Origin of the sequence: Stutzerimonas stutzeri, assembly GCF_000590475.1 — a bacterium.
Taxonomy (GTDB): domain Bacteria; phylum Pseudomonadota; class Gammaproteobacteria; order Pseudomonadales; family Pseudomonadaceae; genus Stutzerimonas; species Stutzerimonas stutzeri_D.
In genome coordinates this window covers 639,380-660,025 of record NZ_CP007441.1, presented here as the reverse complement: position 1 = coordinate 660,025, position 20,646 = coordinate 639,380, and the positions used below count along the sequence as shown (strand labels likewise).

Annotated in this window: 17 protein-coding genes; all 17 read left to right on the top strand. The window is 60.3% G+C overall.

All coding sequences use genetic code 11. The annotated features are described in order from the left end of the window. Window positions 1-22: 22 nt before the first annotated feature. The 17 genes from tssB (at window position 23) to tssK (ending at window position 20,641) form a co-directional block, all read left to right on the top strand. Window positions 23-529, top strand: coding sequence for a type VI secretion system contractile sheath small subunit (gene tssB, locus CH92_RS03060; RefSeq protein ID WP_025240329.1), 507 nt, complete (start codon window positions 23-25; stop codon window positions 527-529). A gap of 27 nt (window positions 530-556) precedes the next feature. Next, a complete protein-coding gene (gene tssC, locus CH92_RS03055) occupies window positions 557-2,035 on the top strand; it encodes a type VI secretion system contractile sheath large subunit (RefSeq protein WP_025240328.1) in 1,479 nt (492 codons plus the stop codon). A gap of 6 nt (window positions 2,036-2,041) precedes the next feature. Further along, a complete protein-coding gene (gene tssE / locus CH92_RS03050; protein ID WP_025240327.1) occupies window positions 2,042-2,446 on the top strand; it encodes a type VI secretion system baseplate subunit TssE in 405 nt (134 codons plus the stop codon). Between the two features lie 10 nt (window positions 2,447-2,456). Further along, the gene (locus CH92_RS03045; protein ID WP_025240326.1) at window positions 2,457-3,989 is read left to right on the top strand and encodes a PAAR domain-containing protein; all 1,533 of its coding nucleotides are present in this window, start codon (window positions 2,457-2,459) and stop codon (window positions 3,987-3,989) included. After that, window positions 3,982-4,368, top strand: a complete 387-nt coding sequence (locus CH92_RS03040; RefSeq protein ID WP_025240325.1) for a hypothetical protein — start codon at window positions 3,982-3,984, stop codon at window positions 4,366-4,368. The genes CH92_RS03045 and CH92_RS03040 overlap by 8 nt, the downstream gene beginning before the upstream one ends. A 27-nt stretch (window positions 4,369-4,395) precedes the next feature. Next, the gene (gene tssF / locus CH92_RS03035) at window positions 4,396-6,186 is read left to right on the top strand and encodes a type VI secretion system baseplate subunit TssF (RefSeq protein WP_025240324.1); all 1,791 of its coding nucleotides are present in this window, start codon (window positions 4,396-4,398) and stop codon (window positions 6,184-6,186) included. Between the two features lie 91 nt (window positions 6,187-6,277). Further along, window positions 6,278-7,315 carry a type VI secretion system baseplate subunit TssG gene (gene tssG, locus CH92_RS03030; protein ID WP_025240323.1) on the top strand — a complete coding sequence of 346 codons (1,038 nt, stop codon included), beginning with the start codon at window positions 6,278-6,280 and terminating at the stop codon, window positions 7,313-7,315. Between the two features lie 11 nt (window positions 7,316-7,326). Next, window positions 7,327-9,924 (top strand): type VI secretion system ATPase TssH, encoded by a 2,598-nt coding sequence (gene tssH / locus CH92_RS03025; RefSeq protein ID WP_025240322.1) that lies wholly within the window; start codon window positions 7,327-7,329, stop codon window positions 9,922-9,924. Next, entirely contained in the window at window positions 9,911-11,443 is a 1,533-nt protein-coding gene (locus CH92_RS03020) for a sigma-54 interaction domain-containing protein (protein ID WP_423832885.1), read from the top strand. The genes tssH and CH92_RS03020 overlap by 14 nt, the downstream gene beginning before the upstream one ends. Window positions 11,444-11,459: 16 nt before the next feature. Continuing rightward, window positions 11,460-13,535 carry a type VI secretion system tip protein VgrG gene (locus tag CH92_RS03015; protein WP_025240320.1) on the top strand — a complete coding sequence of 692 codons (2,076 nt, stop codon included), beginning with the start codon at window positions 11,460-11,462 and terminating at the stop codon, window positions 13,533-13,535. Next, window positions 13,532-14,383 carry a DUF4123 domain-containing protein gene (locus tag CH92_RS03010; RefSeq protein WP_025240319.1) on the top strand — a complete coding sequence of 284 codons (852 nt, stop codon included), beginning with the start codon at window positions 13,532-13,534 and terminating at the stop codon, window positions 14,381-14,383. Before CH92_RS03015 ends, CH92_RS03010 begins: the two co-directional genes overlap by 4 nt. Beyond that, window positions 14,380-15,132, top strand: a complete 753-nt coding sequence (locus CH92_RS03005) for a hypothetical protein (protein ID WP_025240318.1) — start codon at window positions 14,380-14,382, stop codon at window positions 15,130-15,132. The genes CH92_RS03010 and CH92_RS03005 overlap by 4 nt, the downstream gene beginning before the upstream one ends. Window positions 15,133-15,139: 7 nt before the next feature. Further along, window positions 15,140-17,278, top strand: coding sequence for a lipase family protein (locus CH92_RS03000; RefSeq protein WP_235206187.1), 2,139 nt, complete (start codon window positions 15,140-15,142; stop codon window positions 17,276-17,278). 194 nt (window positions 17,279-17,472) lie between these two features. Next, complete coding sequence (locus CH92_RS02995) at window positions 17,473-17,607, top strand: hypothetical protein (RefSeq protein WP_025240316.1); 135 nt, start codon at window positions 17,473-17,475, stop codon at window positions 17,605-17,607. A gap of 20 nt (window positions 17,608-17,627) precedes the next feature. Then, a complete protein-coding gene (gene tagH / locus CH92_RS02990; RefSeq protein WP_025240315.1) occupies window positions 17,628-18,821 on the top strand; it encodes a type VI secretion system-associated FHA domain protein TagH in 1,194 nt (397 codons plus the stop codon). Window positions 18,822-18,826: 5 nt separating this feature from the next. Continuing rightward, the gene (tssJ, locus tag CH92_RS02985; protein WP_025240314.1) at window positions 18,827-19,306 is read left to right on the top strand and encodes a type VI secretion system lipoprotein TssJ; all 480 of its coding nucleotides are present in this window, start codon (window positions 18,827-18,829) and stop codon (window positions 19,304-19,306) included. A gap of 3 nt (window positions 19,307-19,309) precedes the next feature. Then, a complete protein-coding gene (tssK, locus tag CH92_RS02980; RefSeq protein WP_025240313.1) occupies window positions 19,310-20,641 on the top strand; it encodes a type VI secretion system baseplate subunit TssK in 1,332 nt (443 codons plus the stop codon). Window positions 20,642-20,646: the final 5 nt, after the last annotated feature.

Here is a 20,646-nt window from a genome sequence, read left to right as displayed (position 1 = left end):
GTAAACGCAAAAGAGAAGAACCATGGCCAAAGAAGGCTCGGTAGCCCCTAAAGAACGCATCAATGTCACCTTCAAGCCGTCCACCGGCGGCGCTCAAGAAGAGCTCGAACTGCCACTGAAGCTGATGGTACTCGGCGACTTCACCCAGCGCGCCGACGATCGAAAGATCGAGGACCGCAAGCCGATCGCCATCGACAAGAACAGCTTCGACGAGGTCCTGGCCAAACAAGAGCTGAACCTCACGTTCTCGGTCCCAAACCGCCTGCAGGACGAGCCCACCGACGAAGAGCTGGCCGTGCAGCTGAACATCAACTCCATGAAGGACTTCAACCCAGCCAATCTGGTCGAGCAGGTTCCCGAACTTAAAAAGCTGATGGAACTGCGCGACGCCCTGGTCGCCCTGAAAGGCCCGCTGGGCAATGCCCCAGCTTTCCGCAAAGCGATCGAAAGTGTCCTGGCCGACGACGTCTCGCGAGACCGTGTACTCGGTGAGCTGGGTCTCGCCGCGAAAGAACAACTGGACGCCTGATTACTCCCGACAAGGAACGCCAACACCATGAGCACTAGCGCAGCAGCCGTCGAAAGCGGCAAGAACCTCGCCGAACTCGGCATTCTCGATCGCATCATCGCCGAGACCAAACTGACTCCCGATGACGAAGCCTACGACATCGCCAAGCGCGGCGTATCGGCCTTCATCGAAGAACTCCTCAAGCCACAGAACGAGCACGAGCCGGTCAAGAAGGCCATGGTCGATCGCATGATCGCCGAGATCGACGCCAAGCTCAGCCGTCAGATGGACGAGATCCTCCACCATCAGCAGTTCCAGGCGCTGGAGTCGTCCTGGCGCGGCCTCAAGCTGCTGGTCGATCGCACCAACTTCCGCGAGAACATCAAGCTTGAAGTGCTCAACGCGTCCAAGCAGGACTTGCTCGACGACTTCGAGGACAGTCCAGAAGTGGTCCAGTCCGGACTCTACAAGCACATCTATACCGCTGAGTACGGCCAGTTCGGCGGCCAGCCGGTCGGTGCCCTAATTGCCAACTACTTCTTCGACCCGAGCGCGCCGGACATCAAGACGATGCAATACGTCGCATCGGTCGCCAGCATGTCCCACGCGCCCTTCATCGCCGCGGCCGGTCCGAAGTTCTTCGGCCTGGAAAGTTTCACCGGCCTGCCAGATCTCAAGGATCTGAAAGACCACTTCGAAGGCCCTCAGTTCGCCAAGTGGCAAAGCTTCCGCGAGCAGGAAGATGCCCGTTACGTCGGCCTGACCGTTCCACGTTTCCTGTTGCGCAACCCCTACGACCCGGAAGACAACCCGGTCAAATCCTTCGTCTACAAGGAAAACGTCGCCAACAGCCACGAGCATTACCTGTGGGGCAACACCGCGTACACCTTCGCCAGCCGTCTGACCGACAGCTTCGCCAAGTTCCGCTGGTGCCCGAACATCATCGGCCCGCAAAGCGGTGGCGCAGTTGAAGACCTGCCGCTACACCACTTCGAGAGCATGGGGGAGATCGAAACCAAGATCCCGACCGAAGTACTTGTATCCGACCGTCGTGAATACGAACTGGCTGAAGAAGGCTTCATCGCCCTGACCATGCGCAAGGGCAGCGACAACGCCGCGTTCTTCTCGGCCAATTCGGCGCAAAAACCCAAGTTCTTCGGCAACAGCGAAGAAGGCAAGAACGCCGAGCTGAACTACAAACTCGGCACCCAGCTGCCCTATCTGTTCATCGTCAACCGCCTGGCTCACTACCTCAAGGTGCTGCAGCGCGAGCAGATCGGCGCCTGGAAAGAGCGCACCGACCTGGAGCTGGAACTGAACAAGTGGATTCGCCAGTACGTGGCTGATCAGGAGAACCCAAGCTCCGAAGTCCGTAGCCGTCGTCCGCTGCGCGCCGCGCAAGTCGTCGTCAGCGACGTAGATGGTGAGCCGGGCTGGTATCGCGTCAGCCTGAACGTGCGTCCGCACTTCAAGTACATGGGTGCCGATTTCACCCTGTCGCTGGTTGGCAAGCTGGACAAGGAATAAGCATCCATGGCCTACGGCAGCCTTTTCGAACGCCTCGGCGGTGATGCCGACAAGCGCGCCGGCTGGAGTCGCGAAGTCGCAGCGATGGCTTCGGTGGCTGCCCATCTGGCCAAAATGCTCAGCACCCGGGCGGGCAGCGTGCAGACGTTGCCTGACTATGGGTTGCCCGATTTGAACGATATGCGCCTGTCTCTGCACGACTCGTTGCAGCAAGCGCGTATGGCCATCGAACGCTTCATCGAAGCGTTCGAACCACGATTGAGCCAGGTCAGGGTGATATCCCTGCCCCGCGACCACGATCCACTGAGCCTGTCTTTCGCTATCGAAGGCCTGTTGGAAGTCGACGGTTTCAAGCGTCACGTAAGTTTTTCCGCGAGCCTGGATGGCAGCGGACAAGTGAAAGTCCACTAAGGAGAGCCTGATGTCCGGTAAACCCGCAGCCCGCCTAGGCGACCCCACCGCGTGCCCGAAAACGGGCCACGGCACCAACCCGATCGCGGCCGGCTCTCCTGACGTGCTGTTCGACGGCATGCCCGCCGCGCGCATGGGCGATCCCACCTCCTGCGGCAGTGCCTTGGCCAGCGCGGTCATCCCAACGGTGCTGATCAATGGCAGACCGGCGACCACAGTGGGCACAGTTGGTAGTCATGGCAATACGGTAGTGGCGGGGKCGGGTACGGTGATAATTGGGGCGAGTGGGGGCGGGGCGGCGTTTAGCGCGCCTTCTGCCATGCCCGCGACTGCAGTAGCGGCAGCTGCGACGTCCAAAGCTTCGGCTTCGGCTGAAACTTCGAGTACGGCAACAGCAGCAACGGCGGTGGCAACGGCCTTGGTCGGCGCCTTGGTTCCAGCGGCGCAAGCGGCGGAGACAACAACCGAAGAGCTGGACTACCGACTCAGTCTGAAACGCGGCGGTAATCGCATCCTGACGCCTCTACAAATTCCTGATTTCAAGGAATTGAAAGATGGTTCAACGGAGAACAGCGAAACCATCGATTTTCTGGTGACCAATCGCAAGCAACCTGCGGATAGCCTGACGCTTGAAGTGCTCGATGGCAGCACCCTGTTATATGCAGAACCCAACACCGCCACACTGCTGCCCGCTGGCGAGCATTTTTGGCAATGGGACGGTTACAACCAGGCTGGAGTGCTCGATACCAAGGTGCTAAAGAGCCCCAACCTGAAGGTGCGTTTGACGGCAGTAACGGGTGGTCAGCAACAGATCGAAGAACTCGCGCTCAGCAACGACGCCGAAGAGATTGAGTGGGTCGATGCTCGAATCGATCGCTCGGCCCAGTTGGTTGAAATTACCCTGCGGCCAAGTTTTTCCGATGGAGGCGTATCGGGAAAGGACCACAACCTGACGGCAAAAACCTTCACCGAGTTGCAGGCCATGGCCAAGGCGGGTATCGAACGTTACTGGTCGCGCGACGGCAGTCGCGCACAAGGCGTAGGCGCACCTATCCAGACGGCAAAAGGTGTTTACAAGGTTAAGGTGGTGGCTGATGTGAACGCCGAACCAAGCGCCAAGAATTTCCCGCTGATTTCCTCACTGAGCGCCGATTTTGGTCGCTCAACCAGTTTTGCCATGTTCAAGAAGATCTATCACAACCAGGGTTTTTGGAGCGCCGCCAATTATCCCGCGAGCTTCGCAGATGGCGATTTCGAACACACTGCCGCTCACGAAGTAGGTCACTTGATTCTCAACGAGTACGGCGATGGCGGACTGGCTCCTGAGTACTCTTGGAGTCACAAAGAAACATCTACCGTCCTAACCCAATCCCCGGTAGCTAACCACCCTGTTCCGGGCAGTGGTGAAGTAGACGTGATGCACTATCACTCAGATTCTCCGAGGGGCCCGCGAGGCTATCAGGATTACTGGAACCGCGCAGTCGCCTCGGAACAAGATGTCAAAGGCCTGCTTTGGCTATCACGGGTGCAATTCGATGACTAAGCACCTCGTCCTGCTTTCCCTGTTCGTCCTCGGAGGTTGCACAGCGCAATCGAAAACGGTGTTTATCGCCGACCTGGAAAATCTCTGCAGCTATCCGGTCGATATCACCGCTTATGAATATTCCAACGCCAAAGAGCCGTTCGTATTGAACAAGCGCGTCGCAGTTGGCGAAGTCATCGAAGTGCTGTCCTACATATCCTTCGATGATGAGTTGGAAAATAGCGTTCCTGATACCTATCGCCTCGATATCACCGCGAATGGCAATTCGCTTTCGCTCGACAAACCTGGGCTTCTTGCGCAGCTCGGACGCTCGCATCACGAACGCAGAGGCAACTCCATACACGCCTGGAAAATTCGTGACACCGCCCTGTGTCCATGACACTACGCCCAAGGAAGAGCGCTTCGAATGTCTTTTAACCATTACTACCAGAGCGAACTCACAGCCCTGCGCCAGCTCGGCAAGCGCTTTGCCGAGCGTAGCCCGGCGTTGGCGCCGTTTCTCGGTCAGGCCGGGCGCGACCCGGATGTTGAGCGGCTGCTCGAAGGCTTCGCCTTTCTCACCGGGCGGCTGCGCCAGAAGCTCGATGACGAGCTGCCGGAGCTGACGCATTCCTTGATGCACCTCTTGTGGCCGAACTACATGCGCCCGCTGCCGGCGTTCAGCATGTTGCAGTTCGATCCGGTCAAGCGGCCGGGCCCTGCATTGATGGTGCCGCGCAACACACCGGTCGAATCCAAGCCAATCCAGGGCGCAACCTGCCGCTTTCGCACCGCCTACGCCACCGAGGTGCTGCCGTTGGCGCTCGACGCGTTGGACTATTCGGTCAAAGGCGGTGGTGCTCTGCTGAGTCTGCGTCTGCAGATGACGGCCGATGGGCATCTGGGCGAGTTGAACCTCAAGCAGCTGCGCTTGCACCTGGCCGGCGAGCGCTACATCAGCCAGATGCTCTACCTGAGCCTGCTGCGCAATGTCGCAGGCGTGCAGCTGGTCGCGCTGGATGCCAATGGCAAACCATTCACCGACGGTTTCGGCGTTGCGCTGCCCGCACTCCATATCGATCCGTCGAAGCTGCAGCCGGTGGGCTTTGCAGAAGACCAGGCGCTGATTCCCTACCCGCTCAATACCTTCCGGGGCTATCGCTACCTACAGGAGTACTTTGCCTTTCAGGAGAAATTCCTGTTCGTCGACCTCCAGGGTCTCGACGCGCTCAAGCGTCTGCCGCAAGAAGTCCTGGAGCAGGCTCGTGGCTTCGAGCTGCGCTTCGACATCCACAAGGCGGGCGTGCAGCGCATCCGTCCGACGCTGGAAAACGTGCGCTTGTACTGCACCCCGGTAGTCAATCTGTTCGAGCACGACGCCATCCCGATCCGTCTCGACGGCAAGCAGGACCAATACCTGCTGATGCCGTCCGAGCTCGATAGCAATCAGTGCGGCGTCTTTTCGGTTGACCGCGTCACCGGATGGAAACCGGGCGGCATGGGTTATGAAGAATATGTCCCGTTCGAGTCCTTCGAGCACGACCCCAGCTTTGACGTGCCAGTGGCGCGCCCGCACTACAGCGTGCGCCAGCAACCCTCAATGCTCGGCGACGGCCTTGAGACCTACCTCAGCTTTGGCCTGCGCAACCTCGACCAACACGAGACGCTGTCCATTGAGTTGACCTGTACCAACCAGAATCTGCCGCGCCAGCTGCGCCTGGGCGACATCTGTCTGCCCAGCGAAGACACTCCGGAGTTTCTGACCTTTCGCAACATCAGCGCCGTGACGCCGAGCTACGCGCCGCCGCTGCACCGCGACTTCCTCTGGAAGCTGATCAGCAACATGTCGCTCAACTACCTGTCGCTGGCCAACGTCGAAGCGCTCAAAGTCATCCTCGAGACCTACGACCTACCGCGCTATTACGACCAGCATGCCGAGAAGGTCAGCAAGCGACTGCTCGGCGGACTCAAGCAAATCGGCCATCAGCACGTCGATCGGTTGCACCGCGGCCTGCCGGTGCGCGGCGTGCGCACGGAACTGGTAATGGACACCGAGGGCTATCTGGGCGAGGGAGACCTGTTCCTCTTTGCTTCGATACTCAATGAATTCTTTGCGCTGTACGCCAGCCTCAACTCGTATCACGAGCTTCGCGTCAAGAGCACACAGGGAGAGGTGTACCAATGGACGCCACGTATGGGGCAGCAGCCTCTGCTCTAAGATCGGATGCAAAGGCATGCGAGCTAGAGTCAGGCAAGGCGAAGACGAACGAAGAAGCGCTTGGGGTCGCACCCGACTTTACGAGGTGTAAATGAGCATTCTGGGTTCGACTTCAACGCAGCCTGACCGAAGCGCAGCTGGCTTTGCGCTGGGTCTAAACCGGATCAGCCGGGGCATCCGCGAGTACAGCCTGTTCCAGGGTGTGCTCCTGGTGATGGACCGTCTGAAAGCCGCACATCCGGATCTGGACGACGAGGAGCTCTATGAGCACCTTGAGTTCCAGGCCAATCCAAGCCTGGGTTTCCCCGGCAGCGACGTTGATCGCGTGCACTTCTTCGAAGAGCATGGGCAACTGCGCGCGCAACTGCGCATCAACTTGGTCAGTCTCTTCGGGGCCGGCTCACCGCTGCCTGCCTTCTATGGCGAACAAGCCCTCGGCGATACCGCCGAGGGCAACCCAACACGCGAACTTCTGGACCTGTTCAACAACCGTTTGCAGCGCCTGATGCTGCCAATCTGGCAAAAGTACCGTTACCGTGCGCGCTTCACCAGTGGCGCACGCGACCCGCTCTCCGAGCAGCTGTTCGCCCTCATAGGGCTCGGCGGTGAGCAGATCCGCGCCGCGTCGGAACTGAACTGGAAACGTCTGCTGCCTTATCTCGGCCTGCTCAGCCTGCGCGCCCACTCGGCCGCGTTAATCGAGTCGGTACTGCGCTACTACTTCAAGCACGCCGACTTGCGCATCGAGCAGTGCCTCGAGCGTCAGGTCGAGATTCTCGCCGAGCAGCAGAACCGCCTGGGCCGTGCCAACAGTCAGCTCGGCGAGAGCTTGGTACTGGGCGAGCGGGTGCGCGACCGCGGGGGCAAGTTCCGCATCCTCATCCGGCAGCTCAGTTGGGACCGCTTTCACGAATTCTTGCCCGTCGGCACCGGCTACCAACCGCTCTGTGCACTGGTTCGTTTCACGTTGCGCGATCCGCTGGACTATGACATCCGTTTGGAACTGCGTCAGGACGACATCCGGGACCTGCGTATCGGGGCTGAAAATACCTGCCGCCTCGGCTGGACCAGCTGGCTCGGCAGCGAGCGCGCCGACGGCATGGTCACTTTGGGCAGCCAGACTCATTAAGGAAGATGAACATGATTAACGTAGACCTCCAACAACTGGTCCAGGCCCTGGATGCCCAGACCAAGCATGACCTGGAAACCGCAGCTGAGCGCTGTGTGGTGCGTGGCGGCAGCAAAATCCTTGTCGAAGACCTGCTGCTCGGCCTGCTGGAGCGCACGGATGGGCTACTGACGCGCGCCCTGCAGGATGCCGACGTCGATCCCGGCACACTGGCCCAGGCGCTGCAACCGCGTGGCGAGCACAGCGAGTCGCGCAATCCAGTGTTCTCCGCGGAACTGGTGCAGTGGCTGCAGGACGCCCTGCTGGTCGGCAACCTCGAACTCGGCCAGAGCCAGATCGACCAGGCCGCGCTGATTCTGGCCCTGCTGCGCAACCCGATGCGCTATGCCGGCAGCCATTACCAGCCGCTACTGGCGCGCCTGGACGCCGAACGCCTGCGCGAGTTCGCTCTGGCCCAGCAACCGGAGTCCGCGCCTGGCAAGCCCGCGCCTACCGGCGAATCCATTCTGGTGCGTTTCACGCACAACTTCACCCAGCAGGCCCGTGACGGCAAGCTCGACCCCGTCCTGTGTCGCGACGACGCTATCCGTCAGATGATCGACATTCTTGCCCGCCGTCGCAAAAGCAACCCGATCGTTGTCGGCGAGGCTGGCGTCGGCAAGACCGCCATCGTCGAAGGCCTGGCGCTGCGCATTGCGGCCGGCGAAGTCCCGGACGTACTCAAGGGCGTCGAGCTCATGGCCCTGGACCTGGGTCTGCTACAGGCCGGCGCCAGCGTCAAAGGAGAATTCGAGCGCCGCCTGCAGGGCGTGATCGATGAAGTCAAAGGCTCGCCCAAGCCAATCATCCTGTTCATCGACGAAGCCCACACGCTGATCGGCGCCGGTGGCCAGGCGGGCAGCGGCGATGCGGCCAACCTGCTCAAACCAGCATTGGCGCGGGGCGAGCTGCGCACCATCGCCGCCACGACCTGGACTGAATACAAGAAGTACTTCGAGAAGGACCCGGCCCTCGCACGTCGCTTTCAACCCGTGCAATTGCACGAACCCACCGTAGACGAAGCGGTAACCATCTTGCGTGGCTTGGCGCCGGTCTACGAAAAGAGCCATGGCATCTACCTACGTGACGACGCGGTGGTGGCCGCCGCCGAACTATCAGCCCGCTACTTGGCTGGTCGACAGCTACCCGACAAGGCCGTCGACGTGTTGGACATCGCCTGCGCCCGGGTGCGCATCAGCCTTGCGGCCGCACCGGAAGCACTGGAGCGCCTGCGTGGCGAAATTGCCGAAGGTGAACGCCAGTGCGAAGCGGTACGCCGGGATCTCGATGCCGGATTACAAGTAGATCGCGAAGGGCTTGAAACGCTGAATGTGCGCCTGAGCGAAGCACGTGCTGAACTCGAACAAGTCGAGACCCGTTGGTCTTTCCAGCGCGAGCTCGCCGAGCGCTTGCTGGAGCTACGCAAGGCCTGCGCGAACGCCCGCAAGGCACCAGCAGAAGCCTGCGAGCAACTGCCGCAGGATATCGAAGCGCTGGAGCTCGAGCTGCAAGACGTGCAAGTCCAACTGGCCAGCGCCCAGGCTCATGAGCGTCTGGTCAGTTTCGAGGTGTGCCCACGCCTGGTGGCCGAAGTGATCAGCCATTGGACTGGCGTGCCGCTTTCGCAACTGGCACGCGAGCACAACAGCAAAGTGCTAACTTTCGCCAGCGACCTGCGCCAGCGAGTGCGTGGCCAGGCGCAAGCTGTCGAGGCACTGGACCGTTCGATGCGCGCGACCGCCGCCGGCCTCAACCGCGCCGACGCGCCGGTAGGCGTGTTCCTACTGGTCGGCCCCAGCGGGGTCGGCAAGACCGAGACCGCCCTGGCGCTGGCCGATCTGCTCTACGGCGGTGAGCGCTTTCTCACCACCATCAACATGTCCGAATTCCAGGAAAAACACAGTGTGTCCCGACTGATCGGCGCGCCCCCAGGCTATGTGGGCTACGGCGAAGGCGGCATGCTTACCGAGGCCGTGCGGCAGAAACCCTACTCGGTGGTGCTGCTCGATGAAGTCGAGAAAGCCGATCCGGACGTGATGAACGTGTTCTATCAGATCTTCGACAAGGGCGTGGCCAACGACGGCGAAGGGCGCGAGATCAACTTCCGCAACACCTTGATCCTGATGACCAGCAACCTGGCCAGTGACCGCATCGCCAGCCTCTGCGCCAACGGCCAGCGTCCCGCAGCAGAGGATCTGGAGCAGGCCATTCGCCCGCAACTGACGCAGCATTTCAAGCCGGCGCTGCTCGGCCGGATGCGCGTAGTGCCCTATTACCCAATCGAGGGTGAGGTGCTGAATGAACTGGTGGAGCTCAAGCTTGCTCGCTTCGGCGAGCGCCTAGCGCGGCGTCAGCTGCAGTTCAGCCACTGCCCGGCGCTGCTGGCGCATCTGACCGAGCGCTGCACCCACAGCGAAAGCGGGGCTCGGCTGATCGACCATCTCATCGACCAGCACGTGCAACCGCTGGTAGTCGATCGGCTGCTCGACGCCATGGCTGGCGGCGAAATTCTGCAGCGCGTGCATGCAACCCTCGACGGCAACGGGGCGGTGGTCTGTGAGTTCGCTTGAGATTTTGCCAGTGAGCTGGGGCTGCTCACGGAGCTTCGAGGCCAGTGCACTGCTGGGCCACTTCGCGCAGCTGACCGGCGCGGCGGATGTTGATACCTGGCTGAACGGCCTAGTGGAGATGGCCGCCCGGTTCACGGGCTGTCCGCTGACTCAGCTGTATGTGCTGGATGCCACGCACACTCGTCTGACGCGGACCTCCCAATGGTTAGACGGCACCCTGCAGCAGGAGCCAGCCTGCATGCCCAGCGACTACGACGGCGAACAGCTTCTTCAATACTGCCTCAGCCAAAACCGAATGCTCAGCCTTGCGCCGCTCGATACCAGCCTGCACCAGACAGGGTTTCTGCCGAGTCCGGTGGAGGCCTGGCGCAGCCTGTTGTGCCTCCCCTTGCAGGACGCTCAGGGCCACGCAATAGGCGTTCTAGTTGCCGCCAATACAGGGAATCACGAATTTTCCGGGATGACGGAAAGCCTGTCCGACCTCGGACGCTTCGTGATGGGCCAAGTGCAACTGCTGCAACGGCTTCGCGGCGCGGTGAGACCCACTCCAGTCGAGACGCCCGTATCGCGCCCCTGCGCCCGTGACTATGGTCTGATTGGTGACAGTCCGCGCATGCGTGCCGTGTACGGGTTGATTGGCAAGGTGCTGCACAACCCGGTCAGCGTACTGCTCACTGGGGAGACGGGTACCGGCAAGGAACTGGTTGCCCGAGCTATCCATGACTGCGGGGCGCGCCGCAGCCAGGCCTTTATCGTCCAGAACTGCGCCGCACTGCCGGAGCATCTGCTGGAAAGCGAGCTGTTCGGCTATCGCAAAGGCGCTTTTACCGGCGCCGAGCGCAATCACGAAGGCCTGTTCGATGCGGCCAATGGCGGCACGCTGTTTCTCGACGAGATCGGTGACATGCCTCTGACCTTGCAGGCCAAGCTATTGCGGGTCCTGCAGGAAGGCGAGGTGCGGCCACTGGGCAACACCCGCACCCACAGAGTCGATGTCCGGATCGTTGCCGCAACCCACCAGGACTTGCACAAGCGCGTCGAGCAAGGCCGCTTTCGTGAAGATCTTTATTACCGGCTTTCCATCTTCCCGATAGAACTGCCGCCCCTGCGCGAACGTGACCAGGACATCCTGCGGCTGGCGCGGCATTTTGCCGACAACGCCTGTGGCTTCCTGCAACGTAACACCGTGCGCTGGTCCGACGCCGCGCTGGAGCAGCTCGCCAGTTATGGCTTTCCGGGCAACGTGCGGGAGCTGAAGGGTTTGGTCGAACGTGCCGTGCTGCTCTGCGAGTCCGGCGAGTTGCTGCCGATGCATTTCAATCTACGCAAGCTGGATGACGAACTCGACAGCACGATGAACCTGCGCGAGCGGCTCGATCGTGTCGAACGCAACCTGTTGGTCGACTGCCTGCGCAAGAACGGCGGCAACCAGAGCCAGGCCGCCCGCGAGCTGGGCTTGCCCCGGCGCACCCTGCTCTATCGCATGGAACGGCTGAACATCAGCCCCGCAGAAATCTAAAGACGGACCCGAGACCATGTTCAACCCGGCCAACGACACCCACTTCAGCCTAAGCATCGAGGGCGCCAAGCATGACTTGCACGTACTCGAATTCACGGGTCGCGAGGCGCTTTCGAAGCCGTTCGCCTTCGAACTCGAACTGGTCAGCGAGCGACCTGATCTGGATCTGGAAAGCCTGCTGCATCAGCCAGCCTTTCTCACACTCTCGCCGGCCGGCAACGGTATCCACGGCGTGATCTACCGCGTAGCCCAAGGTGACACCGGCAAGCGCCTGACCCGTTACCACATCACCCTACGCCCGCAGCTGGCTTATCTGGCCCACCGCACCAACCAGCGTATTTTCCAGCACCTTACGGTTGAGAAGATCATCAGCCAAGTGCTCGAAGAACACGGCATCCAGTCCGACGCCTTTCGCTTCGGGCTGAGCGCGATCTATCCCGAGCGCGGCTACTGCGTGCAGTACGATGAGAGCGACCTGCATTTCATCCAGCGCCTATGCGAGGAAGAAGGCATTCACTACCACATCCAGCACAGCGCCGCCGGCCATGTGCTGGTATTCGGTGATGACCAGACGGGCTTCCCCAAGCTTGCGCCGGTGGCTTATCAGCTGGACTCCGGCCTCGTCGCCGACGAGCCGGTGGTCAAGCGCTTCGGCCTGCGGGTCGAGACCCGCACCAGCCGCGTCACCCGTCGTGACTACGACTTCGAGAAACCGCGCCTGACCATGGAGGGCGCCTTCCAAAGCGAGTTCCAGCCGGACCTGGAAGACTACGACTACCCCGGCCGCTTCACCGAACGCACCCGCGGCAAGCACTTTTCCCAGCGCGCGCTGGAACGCCACCGCAGCGACTTTGAGCTGGCCGAAGGCGAAAGCGACCAGCCGCAGCTGGTCACCGGCCACTTCCTCACCCTAACCGAACACCCGCACGGCGACTGGAACCAGCTCTGGCTGCTGAACGAAATCCTCCACGAAGGCAAACAGCCGCAGGTGCTGGAAGAGTCGGTGACGAGTGATAGCGTCGCCCATGATGGATTCACTCAGGGTTACCGTAACCACTTCACTGCCACGCCCTGGGATATCCCCTTCCGCCCCGCGCTGAAGCATCCCAAGCCCAAGGTGCTCGGCAGCCAGACCGCCGTGGTCACCGGCCCGGCCGGTGAAGAGATCCACTGCGACGAGTACGGCCGCGTGAAGGTCCAGTTCCACTGGGACCGTGAGGGCCAGGCTGACGACAAGACCAGCTGCTGGCTGCGTGTCAGCTCAAGCTGGGCCGGAGACCGCTACGGCGGCATCGCTATCCCCCGCGTTGGGATGGAGGTGCTGGTGACCTTCCTCGAAGGCGACCCTGATCAGCCGGTGGTCACCGGCTGCCTGTACCACAAGGAACATGTTGTCCCCTACGTCCTGCCGGCCAACAAGACTCGCAGCGTCTTTAAGACCCTCAGCTCGCCCGGCGGTGACGGCTACAACGAACTGCGCATCGAAGACCGCAAAGGCGCCGAGCAGATCTACGTCCATGCCCAGCGAGACTGGGACGAGAACATCGAGCAAGACCAGAAGATCCGTGTTGGCCATGAACGCCACGACACGGTGGTAGGGAACAGCTACAGCGAGTTCAAGGCGGAGGAACACCGCACCACCCATGCCGACCGCAAGACGGAGGTCCGCACCAACGATCACCTCTCCGTGGGCAACACTCAGCACATGAAGATCGGCACCGGCCAGTTCGTCGAGGCCGGCAACGAGATTCACTGTTATGCCGGCAGTAAAGTCGTCATCGACGCTGGCATGGAACTCACCGCGTCAGGCGGCGGCAGCTTTCTCAAGCTCGACCCGAGCGGGGTGACGCTGAACGGCGCGACCATCAAAATGAATTCCGGTGGAGCACCGGGTAAGGGCTCGGGGCTGAGCATTCTGGCGCCAGCGGTTCCCTGGGCAGCAGATCAGGACAAGGCCGGCGCCCAGCCAAAGCTGGCACTGGCCAATACTCAACTGCAAATCGCGCGTAAGGCCAGACAGATTGGCGCAAGTCGCTGCCCGATTTGTGAAGCGTGCAGGGATGGATTGTGCCAAGCGGAAGCTTCTCGATGAACGATTCAGTCCATGATTGGTTCGACGAGCAACAGGCTGAGCAGCGGCAGCTGCTCCTCGTTCTCGACAGTCTGGCAGAGCCCAACCCGGTCCAAGGTCTATTCGCGTCTGATCTGATGCAGCAATACGTCAACCTTTATCAGAACACCGCAGTTGCGGAGATGGCGGAAGTCGGGCCCTGGCTGGTGCTGTTAAGCGAATCGAATCCATCGCAGATACAGTCGCTGCTCGATTCACCCGAACAGAACTGGGGTTGGCTTGCAAGCGCTAAGCATCTCGACCTGACGCTGTTAGCCCAGCACTGGCGGGACCGGATGTTGATCGAAGAACAGGGGCAGCGGTCGCTTTACCGCTTTCAAGACGGCCGCGTCATTGCACACCATCTACGCAAGATGGATGAATCCCAGCGCCCGCTTCTGCTTGGTCCTCTAAGCAGTGCGCTGTGCTGGGATGGTCAATGCTGGCAGTGCTTCGATAATCCGCGGCCCGACCAGTGCCCCGCACCATTCGAGACGCCATGGCTGGCGATAGCCGAACCGGAAACGGTGCAGCACCATATCAGCCGACACAATCTTGAGCTCTGGCTGTGGCAGAACCATTCAAAGGCCACCGCGGATCTCGCCGAAACTCGTGTGCTAACGGACTGGCTGGATCAGCAACTCGATAAAGCCCGACGCTGGAATTGGCTTGCTGAACAACAGCTTCATTTCTTGCTGCTCCACCAACTTGACCCTGCGCTTGCTGAGCACTCGGCTTGGGCGCCCGCCGAGCATGAAACAGCAGAAGCCCATTTCGCCCGTGTCAGCACGGTGCTTTCAAGTCCCAATGCACGGAAACCTTTCTTATGAATCCGACCAAGAAATGTCGCACCGGTGCTTTTCTGTGTCCAGCGCTGCTAGCCCTTGCACTTAATGCTTGCAGCACGGTGGGCCGGCTAGGCGGCGAGTCCTTCACGCTAGAAGGTGAGCTGCCCGCCGATTTCGCCTTCAAAGCACAGGCTCACTACGGAGCAGCGGGAAACTGCGACGGCCGGAGCCAGACGAAGACATTCAAAGCAGATTTTGACAGCCAACCTCATGAATACCGATTCCGTATTCCAGTGAACTACCGCGACGGTATGTGCGATATGCAGCTGGCCCGGGTCGGGCTGTTCATCAATGCCCGTTACGGCGACAAGGACTGGCAACAAACTTATGACAACGGTGGGTTGACCATAGTCGACCAACTACCCGAGGGTGCTCCAGCATTTCAACCAGACGGGACGCTATTCAAAACAGCGGAATGTTCATGGTTGTTTCAAATCAGCAAGGCAAATTCGCGGGATGGCGAGCTAAGCAAGCTACTCAGCTGTAAAGGTGCTGGAGCTCATATAACGCATGAGCAATTGCCAGGCAAGACTGTACGTTTGGTATTCAAACTGAGCGGGGAAGACCGTCCATACCTCAATGGGTACTGGCTGAATACAGAGGCAGGCTGGAAGCCATGCACGGGGCGCTGGGGAACAAGATTTGAAGAACTCTGCACAGACCCGCCGCAACACCGCACCTTCAACATGGATGGCCAAGAATGCACGGTTTATCCAAACTGCACAGAGTGATCCAAGGATGAATGACTCATATTCCCCAACTGCGCTCCAATGTCCTATTCGGTTCGATTGGATAAGCTTCCGCTTGGTAGACGAGCACGGTAATGGCAGGCCGTACGCTGGACTAAAATTCCTGTTAACGGACAGCCAAGGGCAAACATCTTCCGATGTGCTAGATAGTGATGGATATGCGCGAGTAGAAAGCCTTTATGGCGGGCCGATTGTTCTGTCACTTCCCGACCAATATTCCGGCAACGATCCCTGGTACGTAGGGATTTCTCGCAGGGAGAAATTCACCATTCCCCTAACCGAGCTACAAGTGGCCGCTGAGCAGTCACCCGCCGGCCCTCGCCGTGCAGATGAGCAAACTTATCTGGCGGAAGAACGCGCAGCGCAGTTACAGGCTCGTTTGATAAGGACCGAAGTTAGCTACTTCACCGAGGTTAATGGCCATCTTCCAGAACCAGACGAGTCGTGGGCAACTCCACCTCCCAAATTAAAGTTAAATGCCGGGTTAGCGAAGGAGCAAACCGGGATCGCTCTCGGTTGTAGCCAGAGCTATGTGATAGAAATCAAAGCGCTCCGCGCTTTTAGCCCGCTACTGTCCCGAGAGCCAGACTTCTGCGCACTGAACGCCTATCACCTCGCGCTGATGAGCACGTTCGTTTACGCCCCGTTTAGTACCGACAAGAAGCCCTACACATCGTCACCCCCTCCCTACGACTCGATCGGGAGCATTGGTCATGTGCTTCAGAACCAGCTGGCCCGTCGAGTAAAACCAACACAGTTCGACGGTGCTGGCCCGTACCATATGATCTGTGAAGAGGTGCCTTATTCGAAGCGTCTAGAAATCATGCCCTACGATCCACTGCGCTACGAAAAAGAGTCGCAAGAGGGTTGGAGAAATCCAGAGGACGTGCATTTTCTTTACGACACGGAGTCGGGCACTAACACCCAGGCTTTCATCACTCATAACGACAAAGTGGTGCTGATTTCGGTACGCGGTACTCAGGAAATACTGGCAGACGCCAGCCGCGACGCTGATGCGCGCCAAGTGCGTTTTAAAGAAGGCCAAGGTCAAGCGCATCGCGGTTTCTATGGAGCCTTCCAAGCAGCGAAACCCTTCGTTGAGCGTTATCTCAATGCTTTTTACACTGGCAAGCAAACATTGATTGTCTGCGGCCACAGTCTCGGCGGGGCGATCGCCCTCCTTTTGGCAGACTGGCTGCGCCGGGAATGGTCCGACAATACCCAGCTCTACACCTATGGCGCACCCCGCGCTGGCGACGCTGCTTTCGTTAAAGCCGCCCAGCCGCTTACCCATCACCGTATCGTCAACCATAACGATCCAGTTCCTGCCGTGCCTTTGCCTTGGATGGATGCGGAGTGGAGACTGGCTCTCCCCGGTACAGCTCTGCTTTTCAGTTCGCCAGTAACCGGCATCGCATTGTTGCTTGCAGGGCTCGTTAATCTTCAGGGCGACGCCTACGAGCACCACGGCGAGCAGTGGCATTTCATGCCTCGGAAACCGGGGGGCGGAAGCGAGGCCGCAGTTCTCTGGCAGCCGGGTTGCGCACTGATCGACGAGCAAATCTGCGCACGCTACATCGGGGAAATAGGACTGGATGGTGATATGCCGAATCGCCTTGCAGTTGCGGGTACTCACCATGCCAGCGATAGCGGCTATGCACGGGCAGCGCTCACTAATCTGCTGCGCTGGAACGCCAGCGTCGAAGAGCGCAACGGAAAGCTCTTCAGCGAGGCCGAAATGCGTGACATCTACGCCCAGCTCCTGAGTACCGCCCAGCTACTGGATAGTTGGCAAGCGCGCTCATTCAATGAATTCCGCTGGGAAATCAGGCGCAGGGGTGAAATGCGCTTCTACGGCAAGAGTGATCTGGAGCTGCGTGCTATTTACGCCGATGCGGTGCGGCAGGCAGAACGCATCCGATCTGAACAAAGTCCGGCGCTTACCCGAGCTCAGCAGCGTCTGTTGGCGCAGGCGGAACGCCAAGTAACGCCACGCAGCGTCTTCGGCGAACACGTCGAGCGAGCAGATCTCGTGGACCTGGTAGCGCAATGGCGGGAAATTAAAGACAACCAGATCGCGGAGCGTCTGGCGGCAGCCCAGAAGGCAAGCGTGCAGGCCTTCGCGTAGCGGCAGCGTCACGCTGGATCGGGGGCCCTGTTTAGAGTCTCAGCTCTCGTTTCAGCCCCGACCCAGCCGATTTTCGTGACCCCGTTCACCCACGCGCATACCTGGGTGAACTTCAATACTCAGCCTGAGTCTCGCTTCGCCGTTTTTTCGGCGGATGGGATCGTCTGCCCACACGCTTTCAAGGAGGAAGTCGCGTGCTAGCCCGCTATTGCGCCCTCGTTTTATTCGCTGCATCCCTCGCCCTTGCCGGCTGCTCCGGCAACTACAAGTTCAACGACGACGAATATCGCCCGCTGGGTGATCCGCAGGCGTCTACTCGCGGCAACTGACTCATCAGGAGAAAAAGGCCATGGAATTGGTTTTCGATATGGTCAGTGCGCAGCAATTCGCGCCAGGCCTCATCAGCAGCAAGACCTTCAAGCAGGCCGGCGGAATCATTGGCCGCGCCGAGGATTGCGACTGGGTGATCCCGGACCGCAAGCGCGTGTTGTCCAGCCGCCACGCCGAAGTGAGCTACCGGGACGGGGCATTCTTTCTCACCGACACCAGCAGCAACGGCATCCAGCTCAAGGACACCGGCGCCAGCCTGGACAAGGGCCGGGCGCAGCGCATCGACCACGGCAGCGTCTATTGCCTGGGCGATTTCGAAATTCGCGCGAGGCTGATTCAGGACCCCGCTTCTTTCGAAGGCGATATCGGCCGTCCGCAGCCAGCCGGCAGCATCATTCCCGATGATGCCTTCCTGGATCTCGATCCACTGACCGCACTCGACCAGCAGGAGCGCGTCTACGCCGAAGTCGACGACCTGACTGCGGTACTGGCTCCGCCACGCGCTCAGGCACAGCAGCGCGATTACGCGCAGATCGACGAGGAGAGCCTGCAAGTTCCCGAATTAGTTGTGCCCAAGGTGGCTGCGCAACCCAAAGCCGCCCCTGAACCCGAGCGCCTTGCGCCCGATTTCTGGACGCGCTTCAGCGAGGCGCTCGGCATTAGCCTGGACGACCTAGACGAGAAGGCCCGCCAGGCCCTGGCGCTCAAGGCCGCAATCCTGCTCAAGCAAAGCGTCGGCGGATTGCAGCAGACACTGCGCACCCGTGGCGAACTGAAAAACGAGATGCGCCTGTCGCTTACTACCGTACAGAGCGCCGGCAACAACCCCCTCAAGCACAGTATCGACAGTGGCGAAGCGCTGAAGCTATTGCTACGCGGCGGCAAAGCGGGTCAGCTGCCAGCCGAGCAGGCCGTGGGGCGCGCCTATCGCGACTTGCAGGCACACCAGGTGGCAATGTTGGCCGCCAGCCGCGTCGCCATCAAAAGCATGCTCGAGCAATTCTCCCCAGACCAGTTGGCATTGCGCTTCGAGCGTGACAACAAGCCACTGATTTCCACCGCAGGAAATCGCTGGCGCGCCTACAAGCGCCTGCACCTGGCCATGCAGCGCGATGAAGATTGGAGCGAACGGCTATTCGCCCGCGATTTCGCCCAGACGTACGAGGAACAGGTACGCCTGATCGCCACGCTCAACACCGACCTTCAAGGATGATGCTCATGTCTCGCTTTCTCCCCGCCGCGCTGATCGCGGCGCTGGCTCTGCTCGGCGGATGTTCGGCGTTCTCGCCCAACTCCGATCTGACCAAGCTGGACCTGTCGCTACAAGGTAGCGACAGACTCAACCCCGACCTCAACGGCCGCCCCTCGCCCATCGTGATCCGGCTAATCGAGCTCAAGCACCCCGTAGCCTTCGAGAACGCCGATTTCTTCTCGCTCTACCAACGCCCCAAGGAGTCCCTGTCCCCTGACCTGGTAATTCAGGAAGAGATGGAACTGCGTCCAGGCGAGCAGCGTGACCTGAAGCTGTTCGTTCAGGAAGGCAGCCGCTACGTCGGCGTGCTGGCCGCCTACCGAGACTTGCCCGAATCCAATTGGCGTTTCGTTATTCCCCTGGAGCACAAGGCGCAGAACCGCATCGAGCTGGGTCTCGACGAGCACGGCATTCAAGCCATCGATCCGCTCGCAAAGAGGAATTGATCGATGAGCATGAACAAAGTGATCTGGCAGGAGGGCATGCTGCTACGTCCGCAGCACTTCCAGCAGAGCGACCGCTATTACGACGCGCAGCTCAAGCTGCGGACCCAAAAATTGGGCCACTACGCTTGGGGTTTTTTTGGGCTGGAGATTGACCGCCAGTTCCTCAACATGGGCAAGCTGGTACTTAGTCAGGCCAGCGGTCTGCTTCCTGATGGCAGCCTGTTCGAGATCGGCACCGAGCGTGATCCACTGGCGCTGGACGTACCGCCCAACACCGGCAACACCCCGGTGTACCTGGCGCTGCCATTGGTAACCGGTAACCACATCGAAAGCCGACGCCCGGAGCAAAAGGATGTGTTGGCGCGCTACACCGCATTCGATGAAGATGTCACCGATTCCAACGCAGGCGACAGCAGCAGCAGCCAGGTGAGCACCGGCCGGCCGGACTTTCGGCTGTTGCTGGGTGAGCAGCAGAGCGATCAGGCCTATGTGAAGCTCAAGCTATGCGACATCCTCGACACCACGCCGGACGGGGTGATCAGCCTCGACCCCGAGTACATTCCGACCTTCGTCGACTTTCAGGCGTCTGGCTATCTGCTGTCCTGCCTGAAGGAAGTAATCAGCATGCTCGGCCATCGCGGCGACATCCTGGCCGAGCGGATTCGCGCGACCGGAAAGGTGGGCGGCGCCGAAGTCGGCGACTTCATGATGCTGCAGCTGATCAACCGCTACGAACCCGTGCTGCGCCACACCATGGGTATTGATCGGGTGCATCCCGAGCATATCTACCGTGAGCTGCTGGGATTGCTCGGCGAACTCGCGACATTTTCCAGCGAGACCAAACGCCCGCGGCTGGATGGCCGCTATCTGCACAACGACCAGGGGCTGTCGTTCCGCAAACTGATGGATGCGATCCGCCAGGTATTGTCGATGGTGCTTGAGCAACACGCCATCGAGCTGTTGCTGCAACAGCGTCAATACGGCATCCAGGTTTCGCCGCTGCACGACCACAAGCTGCTCGGCAGCGCCTCGTTCGTGCTCGCTGCTAGCGCTCAATGCGACTCCGAAGAGCTGCGCACGCGCCTGCCGGCTCACCTCAAGGTCGGTCCCGTCGAACGCATCCGCCAACTGGTCAACCTGCACCTGCCTGGGATCAAGGTCAAACCGCTGCCGGTGGCGCCGCGGCAGATTCCGTTCCATTCCGGCAAGACTTATTTCGCCTTGGAGCTCAACTCCGAGGAACTGGCGCAACTGGAGCGTTCCGGTGGCTTCGCATTCCATGTGTCCGGCGAATTCACCGGGCTTGAGTTGAAATTCTGGGCGATCAGGAACTGACCGGC